This is a genomic window from Nocardia sp. NPDC058519, assembly GCF_042719755.1.
Classification (GTDB): Bacteria; Actinomycetota; Actinomycetes; order Mycobacteriales; family Mycobacteriaceae; genus Nocardia.
In genome coordinates, this window is sequence record NZ_JBHXNK010000032.1 from 68,969 (window position 1) to 80,190 (window position 11,222).

An 11,222-nucleotide genomic window follows, 5' to 3' on the forward strand; every position below is an offset into this window, starting at 1 on the left:
GGTCATGGATCCGGGGTGCTGAACAAAAGGGCAACTGTTCAATCCAGTTTGTGCGCACCCGCGGCGGGCTCGACGGTGAAGACGCGGGGCGGGGCGAAACCCGTGGTGGTGAACCGGTTGATGATGTTCTCGGCGACCTGGTCGGCGTGGTCGACCAGGGCGATGATGCTGCCACCGAAGCCGCCGCCGACCATGCGCGCACCGTGGGCACCCGCGTCGAGTGCCGCGTCGACCGCGAGATCCAGGGTGGGCGCCGATACTTCGAAGTCTTCTCGCAGCGATCGGTGCGAGGCGGTGAGCAGCTCACCGATCGCCCGGGGGTCCGCACCGGCGCGTAGCCGGTCAGCGACGGCGAGTACCCGCGCGTTCTCGGTGACCACGTGCCTCGCGCGGCGTCGTAGCAGTGGATCCCGCAGGCGGAGAAGGTCTTCGGCGGTGGCGTCGCGCAGGGCGGGCAGGTTCAGCGCGTCGGCGGCGGCTTCGCATTGCGCTCTGCGTTCGGCGTATCCACCGTCGGCCAGGTCGTGCGGGTTGCCGGTGTCTGCGACGATCAGCGCCGGTCCGGCGGCGCCTAGATCGAACGGAATCTGTTCGGCGGCAGTGGTTTCCGTGCTGGTGAACGCGCGGATGTCGAGGAACAGGGCGTGGCCTTCGGTACACAGGATCGAGGCGGACTGGTCGAGCAGGCCGGTAGGCACTCCGGCGAAACCGTTCTCCGCCGCCCTGGCGATCTCGACCATGTTCCGATCGGTGAGTTCGGGCGCGAACAGATCGCGCAGCGCGATCGTCACCGCGCAGCACAGGGCCGCCGACGAGGACAGACCCGCGCCGATCGGCACCGCGCCGTCGAGTTCGAGGTTCACCCCGTCGACTCGATGACCGCCGCGGACGAACTCGTCGACGACGCCGAGCGGATAGCGTGCCCAGCCGGGCAATCGATCCCGTTGCGCCACAAGATCGCGCACCCGCACCTCGACGACATCGCCGGGCCGCTGTGCCGAGGTGAGCCGCACCAGCCCGTCACCGCGCGGTCCGGCCGCGCAGACCACACCGAGCGACAGCGCGATGGGAAGCACGAACCCGTCGTTGTAGTCGGTGTGCTCGCCGATGATGTTGACCCGGCCCGGCGCGATCCACTTGTCCACCCGTACTTCCCTTCCGCTTCCTGCGACGATGCCACCACCGAACACCGTCGCAAGCACTCGCGGGACACCGGGTACCGAATCGGTATCCGGCAATGCCCGCAACGCATCGACAGCAGAGCCACGGACGTGTCATGATCGACTGAGTTGTAAAGGTTTTGAGCGTCGGCACTTGTCGGCTGGGGATTGTGCTCGAACAACAACACTCGGTGTTCTCGGCCGATACTTCGAGTGATTCACCGGCCTCTCATTCGATCGACGTTCGTCGCGTGCGCAGCAAGATCGAGGGGGGCTGATGATCATCAGCGAGAGACGCTACGGAAGCCTGCGACGGTGCGTGGTGCTGCTCGGCGCGGCGGGGGCCGTGCTGCTCGCGCCGCTGGCGAGTGGCCGGGCGCTGCCGTTTCTGCTGCTCATCGTGATCGTCGCGGGATCGCTGGCGATGATCGGATACGGCATGTACAGCCATCGGCCCATGCACCGGCTGCCCTGGTATCTACTGGCCGCCTCGGTGCCGCTGTTCGCCACCGGCACCGCGATACGCGCGCTCGGGCTGCACCCGAGCTGGCACCCGGTCGACGATCTGTGTACCTTGGCCGCCTCCCTGTGCCTGGGCCTGGCCGCCGTCGGCTGGCTGCAGCCGCACAGACTCCGCAACGCGCGCGACCTGTGGCTGGACTCGACGCTCATCGGACTCAGCGCGCTGCTGGCCTCGTGGACATTCCTGATCTCGCCGATTCTGCGGCAGGGCAACGGGTTCGTCGATACCGCGCTGGCCGCGAGCTATCCGGTGATCCACGCCCTGCTGGCCACCGTGCTCGCGCATTCACTGGCCACAGTGGTTCGCTCGGAGACGTCGCTGCGGTTGTTGCAGGCGGCGCTGATCGCCGTGCTCATCGGCGGCTTTCTCGAAAGCCTCACTGCCGCAGGCACAATCGCGGTAGATCCCGAGTTGGCGGTGGTGCCTCAGCAGTGGGCGTATCTGCTGGCCGGGCTGGCCGCGCTACAGCCGACGATGGGCGCGCTGCGCGACGCCGAGGATGTGGGACCGCATCGATCGCGGCAGCGGGCGGGGATGATCGCGGTGGCGCTGGTGGCCGCCTCACTGGTCAGCGTGGTCGGCGCCGACCTCGGGGTCCTCGACCGGGTGGTGATCTGTTCGCTGCTCACGATGCTGCTCGTCGGGGTGCTGGTGCGCAGCGAACGCGCCATCGCCCGCAGCATGCGCAGCGAACGCCGAGCGCATTACCAGGCCGACCACGACCTGCTCACCGGCCTGTTCAACCGCGCCGCCCTGCTGCGCGCACCCAACCGCTACCGCGAGCAGTGGGCCGGAAAACCGGTGTGTCTGCTGTTCATCGACCTCGACGGCTTCAAAATGGTCAACGACAGTTACGGCCACGCCGTCGGCGACGAACTCATCGCCAACGCCGCCTCCCGCATCCGCCGCACCACCACCAGCGCCGACGTCACCGCCCGCTACGGCGGCGACGAGTTCGTCGTGCTCGGCCCCCGCACCCGCACCGAAGCCGCGGTCCTGGCCGAACACATCCTCGGCGCCTTCATCCGTCCCTTCGAACTGAGCTGCGGCGAAATCCCCATCACCGCCAGCATCGGCGTCGCCTGCCTGACCACCCGCCCCACCGAGACAACGATCTACGACCTCATCCGCACCGCCGACGCGGCGATGTACCACGCCAAGGAATACCGCCTAGGCCTGAGCTTCCACGACGAACTGCGAAAGCCCACCCCCCGCCGCGCACACCTCAGTTCCGCGTCCCCGCGAATTCAGCGAGTCGCCCGGTAGCTCGACTGTTCGCTCTCGGCCTTGCGTCATGTGCGCGTGCGGAATCTCCGGGACGAAACCGGACACGTCGGCCCGTTGTGTGCGGTGGCGAGATCCTCTCGCTATCAGCTGACAACCAGGCAGAACGGGTGACCGGCCGGATCCAGCAGCACCCGCCACCGTTCGCCGCCCGGCTGGTGGTCCGGCCTGACCGCGCCGAACCCCAGCGCCAACTTCTCCGCCGCGTCGAGGTCCTCGACCCCGAGGTCCAGGTGCAACTGCTGCGGCACGTCCTGACCGGGCCACCGCGGGGCCCGGTATCCGTCGACCCGTTGGAAGCCCAGGTCGCAACCCGAACCATCGGTCAGGGCGACGAAATCGTCAGCGTCATAGCCGATCCGCATGCCTGTCAGCTCTTGGTAGAACCGGGCCAGAGCCCGGGGATCGGCGCAGTCCAGAGTCACGCCTCGCAGTGTGGCGATCGGCATCGTCACTCCTTGGTCATCCATGTTCGCGAGCCGCGCGGCGGCCGCCGCAGGTAACCCTGATCAGTGGGCGCGACTTCCGACGTGCTCAATCCCCCAACTCCTCCAACAGCTTCCGGGCCGCCTCCAGCTCAGCCTGCAGCTGCGCGACCTTCGCCTGCTGGACCCCCCGAGCAGCCTCCAGGATCCCGGCCACCACTTCCTCCACCTCGGGATGCAGAATCTTCGCGGCCTGGGCAACGGCTGCGCTGCTGACAGCCATCCCCTTCACGCTGCGCTTCTTGCCGTTGACCACATCGACGGTCCACTCACCGTCGGCGGTGCCGGTGAGCGTGACGGTCACCTCGGGAGCCTTAGCCTTGCGCACCGCAGGAGCTTTCGCGGGCCGCGGTGTCGCCGGAGCCGACGCGGGCTTGGTCGCGTCATCGGATACCGGGGCGAGCGACCTCGGCGCGGGCGTAGCGGTGCTCGGCAGGGTCGACGGCTGGGTCACAGTGTTGTCCTTTCGGTTGCTCGGCGCGGGGACACTTTCCGGGCGGGTCCGTGCGGATCCGCCCGGCGCTACCGTAGTCCCGCGGGCCGGCTTGGTCAGCGTCACCTCGCTCGGGCCGAACGAGAGCACATCTTTGGAACCGGTGGGCCGCACCTGCAGGAAGTCGCCGGCGGACGGGTCGTCGAGCGCGACCACCTTGCCCGACTTCCCCTCGGCGACACCGACAGCGGCGGCGGTGAACCACACCATCGGCGGTTTGCCCTCGGCGAGCTCGCCTGCGATACGCGCGAGCTCGGCGTCGGACAGTACCGGCGGTGCTGATCGGCGGGATGCGGACTTGGTGCTCGGCGAGGACATCGTGGACTCCGGGGGTTGGTGCTACTGCGTGGTGTGTGGCACCGATGATGCCGCACGGCACCGACAAGTTCTCGCCCGAGCCGCCCACACGGCCCGAAATCCCCCTCCTGCGCGGGAATTCCGGGCCGCGACACCCCTCAGCCGCGAGCGGCGTTACCGCGCGTGGTCGGCCGAATGTTCTCGCGCACCGCGGCCACATCGCGATAGCCGTTGACCGCCATCAACAGGTCCGCTTCGGCGGCGTAGCTGCGCAGCAGATGCACCAGACCGCGCACCCCGCCCAGCGCGAGCGCGTACACATACGGCCTGCCGAGCCCGACCATCGTCGCACCGAGTCCGAGCGCCTTCACCACATCGGCACCCGAGCGCACCCCGGAGTCGAACAGCACCGGCACCCGGTCGTCACAGGCGGCCACGACCGCGGGCAATGTCTCGAGCGCGCTCAGACCACCGTTGGCCTGGCGCCCACCGTGATTGGAGCAGTAGATGCCATCGGCGCCGAAGTCGATCGCCTTGCGCGCGTCCTCGGGATGGGAGATGCCCTTGAGGATCAGCGGCAGATCGGTGATCGAACGCAACCAGCCGAGGTCGTCCCAGGTCAACGAGTTACCGAAGGTCGCGATCCAGTGCAGGACAATCATTTTGGGGTCGTCGGAGCCGACCATCTTCTGGAAGACCGGGTCGCTGGTGTAGTTCTTCAGCACATGCCCACGCAGCTGCGGGAAGTTGCCGCTGGCCAGGTCGCGCGGCCGCCAGCCGGGCACCCAGGTGTCGAGGGTGACGGTGATACCCGCGTAGCCCGCGGCCTCGGCGCGGTGCACCAGACTCTCGGCGAGCTCACGGTTCTTCGGCGTGTAGAGCTGGAAGAACGAAGGCGTGTCGCCTGCGTGCGGACGCACGTCCTCGAGCGGATCCTCCATCAGCGTCGAGTACATCGCGGGCACACCGGTGTGCGCCGACGCCTCGGCGACCGCGATGTCACCGTGGCCTTTCTCGCCGACCAGACCGATCACTCCGACCGGCGCGAGGAACAGCGGGCTGGCGAAGGTGTGGCCGAACGCGGTGACGGTGAGATCGCGCTCGGTGGCGCCGACCAGCATCCGCGGCACCAGACCCCAGTCCGCGAAGGCTTCGGCGTTGCGCCGCTGCGTGAGCTCGTCGCCCGCCCCACCGGCGATATAGTTCAGCAACGAATCCGGCAGTGCCGCAGTGGCTTTGCGTTCGAGCGTCGCGTAATCCATGGGAAATTCGGGCTGGATCCCACCGAGCGCGGCCAGGTAGATCTCGTTCTGATAGTCGGCGAACTGACTCATTGCAGCACTTTCGCACGCCGACCGGGGTTCACGGACCGCAGGGGGGATGTAAGGTGCGTCATACTCGAAAATACGAGATTGTGAGTGCCCCTGTCGTGACCGTCGTCGAACACTCGGCTGCGCCCGCCGATCCGGACGCCCTACTCGCCGACCGCTTCCATTGCGATGCCATCCGCCACCTGACCCGGCTCGCGCTCGGGCTCTCCCAGGATTCGATGGATCTGCTGACCTCGGTCACCGATCGACTGCGGGCCGCCGAGGGCGCCCTGCGCGATCCACTCACCAGCGACCTCGGCTTCGACTGAACCTCACCGCCGCCGTGCGGTGAGCGCCGCCAGATCGGCGAGCCGATGCGCGCGGGCGATCTCCGCGGGGGTGAACGGTTCGTCCGGGCGCACGAAACCCCAGCGACGGTCGTCGCGGTCCAATTCCAGCAGAGTGCCCTCGCCCGGTTCGCTCACCTGCGGAGCGCCTGGCGCGAGGTAGCGCGCGCCGAGCAGTTCGGCGACGGCCAACGGCAATTCGTCCGGATCGCCGACGATACGGGCGGCGATCGCGAGCGCTTTGGTCTGTCCGTCGATCAGCGACAGCACCGTCGCGGGCCAGACCCGCACCCCCGAACCTCCCGCGTGCTCCACGGCAGTGGTGATCGCGTGCGCGGTGACCTCGGCGGGCGCGGCGACGACGAGTTCGTCGAGTACCGCGTCCTCGAGTTGGTGTACGTGCACGGTGAGAATGTTGGCCTCGCGGTGGGCCAGCTGTTTGGCCAGTGTCTCGAGCGCGCCGGGCCGGTCGGCCAGGCGCACGCGGATCCGCCAGAGCGCGGGCGCGGAGTCGAGGCGATCGCGATGGCGTAGTTCCGGGCTGTGCAGCCAGCCACCGAGCATCCGCATCGCCGACGGTTCCACCACCCAGATCACCAGGATCGTGGTGGTGATCGTCAGCAGTGTGACGGTCACCAGGTACGGCGGATGCAGGTGCACGACCAGGGCGTGCAGCGCCAGTTCCACCGGGAACACCGCGGCGAGTTTGGCAAGCGTGAGCCTGGTCCGTCCCGGATGCGGCAGTCTGCCGCATACCTCGCAGGCCAGGGCGGTGACACGGGGTCGCACTGCGAATCGCCACATGCTGGTCAGCGTCTGTGGCATTCGTGTCGATCTTGGACGAGGTGCGTAACAGCGATGTGAAAGCCGACGCGATAGCCGTTGACCTGCACAGACTGCACCGGTGATGCCGAACACCCGTATGGCTGAGGTGTGACCACAGGCACTTCCCTTTCGATAGTCAGCGGCAACATTTGTGACTCGTCTCACCAAAATTCATTGACAAACCCACACAAATGGGCATAAAACAACATGAGTACAGATTCACGGAGACCGGAGGAACCCCATGTACGCCGAGGAACGGCAGCAGGCGATCGCGACCCTCATCGGGCACCGTGGGCGTGTCTCGGTCGCCGAACTCGCCGACCAGTACGGGGTCACCACCGAAACCGTGCGCCGCGATCTCGCGGTGCTGGACCGGCTCGGGGTGATCCGGCGGGTACACGGGGGCGCGGTCGGCGCCGGCGCGCTCACCACGTTCGAACCGGGCACCGCCGAGCGCGACAGCACCCGCGCCGCGGAGAAGGACCGGATCGCCGAACTCGCGCAGCGGTATCTGCCGAGCCCCGGCGGCAGCGTGCTGTTCGACGCGGGCACGACGACGGTACGGGTGGCCGCGGCCATGCCGATCGACGTCGACCTGGTCACCGTCACCAACTCACTGCCGGTCGCCACCCGCCTCACCGGGTTCGCCGGTGTGCGGTTGCACCTGCTCGGCGGGCGGGTTCGCGGAATCACCCAGGCCGCCGTCGGTGCCGAGACCTTGCGGATGCTCGGCGAATTGCGGGTCGACGTCGGGTTTCTCGGCACCAACGCGCTGACCGTGCGGCACGGGCTGTCCACCCCCGACCCGGAGGAGGCGGCCGTGAAACGCGCGATGATCGCCGCCGCCGATCGGGTCGTCGTGGTCGCCGACGCGAGCAAGATCGGGCGCGAGGACTTCGTGCGCTTCGGCGATGCCGCCGATCTCGACGTCCTGGTCACCGATACCGACATCCCGGCCACCGCGCACGCGGCACTGGTCGCCGAAGGAATCGAGGTGGTGCTCGCATGATCGTCACGCTGACCGCGAACCCGAGTGTCGACCGCACGGTCACCCTCACCGAGCCGTTGCGGCGCGGGCAGGTGCATCGCGCGGCGAGCGTCACATCGCATCCCGGTGGCAAGGGGGTCAATGTCGCGCGGGTGGTGTCCGGCAGTGGGGCGCCGGTGCTGGCTGTGCTGCCAGGGGCCGAGGACGACCCGGTGGTGCACGGATTACGCACGGCGGGAATCGAATTCCGCACGGTGCCGGTGGCGGGCGGGCCGCGGGTGAATCTGACCATCGCCGAAACCGACGGCACCACGACCAAGATCAACGAGCCCGGCTATCCGTTGACGGCGCGCGATCTGGCCGAGCTCACGGCGGTGCTCGTCGAGCTGGCCGCGAGGGCCGAGTGGATCGTGCTGTCCGGGTCGCTGCCGCCGGGTGTGCCCGTCGACTGGTACGCGCGGCTTGTCGCGACGTTGTCCACGCTGCGCGGGAACGGAACTCGCCGCACCCGCGTCGCCGTCGATACCTCCGATGCCCCGCTGCTCGCGCTGTTCGCCGAATCAGTCTCTGCCACACCGGATCTCATCAAACCGAATTCGGCGGAACTGGCCCAGCTCACCGGTCTCGATGCCGTCGACCTCGAAGTTCCCACGGCAGCGGCCGAAGCCGCCTCGACCCTGATCGATCGTGGCGTCGGCGCGGTCCTGGCCACCCTCGGCGCGGCAGGCGCGGTCCTGGTCACCGCCGAAAACGCGTGGTTCGCCGCCGCCCCGCCGATCGTCCCACGCAGCACCGTCGGCGCAGGCGACTCGGCGCTGGCCGGCTACCTCCTCGCCGACCTCGCTGGCGTCTCCCCCGCGGATCGCCTCCGCACGGCCGTCGCCTACGGCAGCGCCGCGACCGCGTTGCCCGGCACCGAATTGCCAGGCCCCGCCGACATCATCCTCGAGGCCGTCACGGCGCACCCACTCACCGCCGCCGAACACCCCGCGCCATGACCGCCCCAGAACAGCACGGAATCCCGCCGCGACCATCGCCGTCGAATTCGACCGTGCGGCTGCCACCTGGCTCTCGATCGCACGGATTCGCCACTCGCCCCGACTGATCCGCCCAGAACCCCATCCCTGCCCGCTCCACCCCCACTCCGGAAAGACACGACGATGGCCGATTCGATCATCACTCCCGACTTGATCGCACTGGACGCCGACCTCGGCGCCGACAAGAACGCGGTGATCACCGCGCTGGCGGTGAAACTCGCCGCCGCGGGCCGCGCCACCGATGCCGCCGCGGTCGCGGAGGCCGCGCTGGCCAGGGAGTCGCAATCGGCAACCGGCCTACCCGGCGGCATCGCGATCCCCCACTGCCGATCGGCTGCCGTCACCACAGCGTCGCTGGCCTTCGCCCGCCTCGCCCCCGCCGTCGACTTCGGCGCCCCCGACGGGCCCGCCGACCTGGTCTTCCTGATCGCCGCCCCGGAAGGCGCGGGGGCCGAACACATGAAACTGCTGTCGTCCCTGGCTCGCGCACTGGTCCGGCCCGCGTTCGTCGCCGACCTACGCGCCGCTACGACTCCGGCAGCCGTGGTCGCCCTCGTCGACGGCGTCATCAATCCCCCACCGGCCGCGACCGGATCTACCGCCGCCACAGCGGGTGCGACGAGTGCCGCCGGATCAACGGCTGGGGCCATTTCGGCCGCCGACGGAGGCGGAGCGGGTTCGTCCTCCGCTGCCGGTGAGCCCGACGCACCTCGAGCCTCCGATTCATCCGCCGATGATGGCGGCGTCGGCGCGGCTGCCGTCCCTGCTGGTGCCGCAGCGGCCGGCATGGCTGTTTCCGGCGCGGGAGCCGCTGCGCCTATCGGGGATGCGGGCGATGCCGCCGGCTCAGCTGGGGGTAGCACCGCGAGCGATACGTCGGCCGACAGCGCATCGACCGGCGCGCCGAAGAAGATCGTCGCCGTCACCGCCTGTCCCACCGGCATCGCGCACACCTACATGGCGGCTGACTCCCTGGTCGCCGCGGGCGAACGCGCCGGGGTCGACGTGGCGGTGGAAACCCAGGGCTCGAGCGGCGGCTGCACACTCGATCCGGCCACGATCGCCGACGCGGACGCCGTCATCTTCGCCACCGATGTCGGGGTGAAGGACCGCGGCCGGTTCGCGGGCAAACCGGTGATCGAGTCCGGCGTCAAACGCGCCATCAACGAGCCCGACACGATGATCGCCGAGGCCGTCGCGGCGAGTACCACCCCGGGCGCCGCCACAGTCGGCGGCGCCACGCCCGCGCCCTCGCGGACAGCGGCCAAGGGCATCGGCTGGGGCACCCGCCTGCGACAGATCCTGCTCACCGGTGTGAGCTACATGATCCCGTTCGTCGCCGCGGGCGGTCTGCTGATCGCGCTGAGCTTCCTGCTCGGCGGCTACGAGATCTCCGACAGCGCGAAAACGATCGTGCTCGACAACTCGATCACCGACCTGCCCGACGGTGGTCTGGCCACCTATTTCGGTGCGGTGCTCTTCCAGATCGGCTCACTCGCCTTCAGCTTCCTCGTCCCGGCACTGGCCGGATACATCGCCTTCGCGATCGCCGACCGTCCCGGTCTGGCGCCGGGTTTCACCGCAGGCGCGATCGCGGTCTTCGTCGGCGCGGGATTCCTCGGCGGCCTGGTCGGTGGCCTGGTGGCCGGATTCGCGGCCCTGTGGGTGAGCAAGCTGCCGGTACCGACGTGGGCACGCGGGCTGATGCCCGTGGTGGTCATCCCGCTGCTGGCCTCGGCCATCGTCGGCGTCTTGATGCTCGTCCTGCTCGGCAAGCCCCTTGCCGCCGTGACCAGCGGACTCACCGACTGGCTCAACGGCCTGTCCGGCACCTCCGCCATCGCGCTGGGTGTCATCCTGGGCGTGATGATGTGCTTCGACCTCGGTGGTCCGGTCAACAAGGCCGCCTACTCGTTCGCCGCCGCCGGGCTGTCGGTCACCGACACCGCGACCCTGCGGATCATGGCCGCGGTGATGGCCGCGGGCATGGTGCCGCCGCTGGCGATGGCACTGTCGACCCTGCTGCGCCCCCGTCTCTACACCGAGGCCGAACGAGAGAACGGTAAGGCCGCCTGGCTGCTCGGTGCCTCGTTCATCTCCGAGGGCGCGATCCCGTTCGCCGCGGCCGACCCGCTGCGGGTGCTGCCGTCGATGATGATCGGCGGTGCGGTGACCGGCGGGCTGATCATGGCCACCGACGTCACCCTGAGCGCGCCACACGGCGGCATCTTCGTGTTCTTCGCGATCGGGCATCTCGCCTGGTTCCTGGTGTCGCTGGTCGCGGGCACCCTCGTAGCCGCGGCCTGCGTCACCCTCGCCAAGGAATTCACCGGCAAGAAGTCCGTCGCCCCTGTTCTCACCACCGCGTAATCCGTTCGCACACAAGACCTCCGATGGTTTTAGGAGTCAAGCCGCAGCGCGTGTCGGAGGCGTGTCGGGGAAGGGCCCGAATGCTTTTGTCGGATCGAAGGAC

At 68.9% G+C, this 11,222-nt stretch carries 10 protein-coding genes; 5 read left to right on the top strand and 5 right to left on the bottom strand.

Features of this window, described 5'->3' with window-relative positions:
- Nucleotides 1-38: 38 nt before the first annotated feature.
- Nucleotides 39-1,145, bottom strand: coding sequence for a galactokinase (gene galK / locus ACFWPK_RS28420; RefSeq protein WP_378920887.1), 1,107 nt, complete (start codon nucleotides 1,143-1,145; stop codon nucleotides 39-41).
- A gap of 292 nt (nucleotides 1,146-1,437) precedes the next feature.
- Here galK and ACFWPK_RS28425 point away from each other — a divergent pair, with 292 nt between their 5' ends.
- Nucleotides 1,438-2,949, top strand: a complete 1,512-nt coding sequence (locus ACFWPK_RS28425; protein ID WP_378920889.1) for a diguanylate cyclase — start codon at nucleotides 1,438-1,440, stop codon at nucleotides 2,947-2,949.
- Nucleotides 2,950-3,053: 104 nt separating this feature from the next.
- Here ACFWPK_RS28425 and ACFWPK_RS28430 read toward each other — a convergent pair whose 3' ends face one another.
- The 3 genes from ACFWPK_RS28430 to ACFWPK_RS28440 all read right to left on the bottom strand — a co-directional run bounded on the left by ACFWPK_RS28430 (nucleotide 3,054) and on the right by ACFWPK_RS28440 (nucleotide 5,576).
- Entirely contained in the window at nucleotides 3,054-3,416 is a 363-nt protein-coding gene (locus ACFWPK_RS28430; protein WP_378920890.1) for a VOC family protein, read from the bottom strand.
- Between the two features lie 85 nt (nucleotides 3,417-3,501).
- Complete coding sequence (locus tag ACFWPK_RS28435; protein WP_378920892.1) at nucleotides 3,502-4,263, bottom strand: DUF6319 family protein; 762 nt, start codon at nucleotides 4,261-4,263, stop codon at nucleotides 3,502-3,504.
- A gap of 137 nt (nucleotides 4,264-4,400) precedes the next feature.
- Nucleotides 4,401-5,576, bottom strand: coding sequence for an alpha-hydroxy-acid oxidizing protein (locus ACFWPK_RS28440; RefSeq protein ID WP_378920894.1), 1,176 nt, complete (start codon nucleotides 5,574-5,576; stop codon nucleotides 4,401-4,403).
- Between the two features lie 80 nt (nucleotides 5,577-5,656).
- Here ACFWPK_RS28440 and ACFWPK_RS28445 point away from each other — a divergent pair, with 80 nt between their 5' ends.
- Complete coding sequence (locus ACFWPK_RS28445) at nucleotides 5,657-5,881, top strand: hypothetical protein (protein WP_378920896.1); 225 nt, start codon at nucleotides 5,657-5,659, stop codon at nucleotides 5,879-5,881.
- A 3-nt stretch (nucleotides 5,882-5,884) separates the two neighbouring features.
- Here the strand turns inward: ACFWPK_RS28445 and ACFWPK_RS28450 are convergent, their stop codons facing one another.
- A complete protein-coding gene (locus ACFWPK_RS28450) occupies nucleotides 5,885-6,703 on the bottom strand; it encodes an amino acid-binding protein (protein WP_378920898.1) in 819 nt (272 codons plus the stop codon).
- A gap of 262 nt (nucleotides 6,704-6,965) precedes the next feature.
- Here ACFWPK_RS28450 and ACFWPK_RS28455 point away from each other — a divergent pair, with 262 nt between their 5' ends.
- The 3 genes from ACFWPK_RS28455 (at nucleotide 6,966) to ACFWPK_RS28465 (ending at nucleotide 11,119) form a co-directional block, all read left to right on the top strand.
- Complete coding sequence (locus ACFWPK_RS28455) at nucleotides 6,966-7,733, top strand: DeoR/GlpR family DNA-binding transcription regulator (RefSeq protein ID WP_378920899.1); 768 nt, start codon at nucleotides 6,966-6,968, stop codon at nucleotides 7,731-7,733.
- A complete protein-coding gene (locus ACFWPK_RS28460; protein ID WP_378920901.1) occupies nucleotides 7,730-8,710 on the top strand; it encodes a 1-phosphofructokinase family hexose kinase in 981 nt (326 codons plus the stop codon). The genes ACFWPK_RS28455 and ACFWPK_RS28460 overlap by 4 nt, the downstream gene beginning before the upstream one ends.
- 162 nt (nucleotides 8,711-8,872) lie before the next feature.
- On the top strand, nucleotides 8,873-11,119 hold the full coding sequence (locus tag ACFWPK_RS28465; RefSeq protein WP_378920903.1) for a fructose-specific PTS transporter subunit EIIC: 2,247 nt from the start codon (nucleotides 8,873-8,875) through the stop codon (nucleotides 11,117-11,119).
- Nucleotides 11,120-11,222: the final 103 nt, after the last annotated feature.

Coding starts and splice junctions, on each gene's coding strand:
- ACFWPK_RS28425 (WP_378920889.1), top strand. CDS start 1,438: ATGATCATCAGCGAGAGACGCTACGGAAGCCTGCGACGGTGCGTGGTG.
- ACFWPK_RS28455 (WP_378920899.1), top strand. CDS start 6,966: ATGTACGCCGAGGAACGGCAGCAGGCGATCGCGACCCTCATCGGGCAC.
- ACFWPK_RS28430 (WP_378920890.1), bottom strand. CDS start 3,416: ATGCCGATCGCCACACTGCGAGGCGTGACTCTGGACTGCGCCGATCCC.
- ACFWPK_RS28435 (WP_378920892.1), bottom strand. CDS start 4,263: ATGTCCTCGCCGAGCACCAAGTCCGCATCCCGCCGATCAGCACCGCCG.
- ACFWPK_RS28440 (WP_378920894.1), bottom strand. CDS start 5,576: ATGAGTCAGTTCGCCGACTATCAGAACGAGATCTACCTGGCCGCGCTC.
- ACFWPK_RS28465 (WP_378920903.1), top strand. CDS start 8,873: ATGGCCGATTCGATCATCACTCCCGACTTGATCGCACTGGACGCCGAC.
- ACFWPK_RS28450 (WP_378920898.1), bottom strand. CDS start 6,703: ATGTGGCGATTCGCAGTGCGACCCCGTGTCACCGCCCTGGCCTGCGAG.
- ACFWPK_RS28460 (WP_378920901.1), top strand. CDS start 7,730: ATGATCGTCACGCTGACCGCGAACCCGAGTGTCGACCGCACGGTCACC.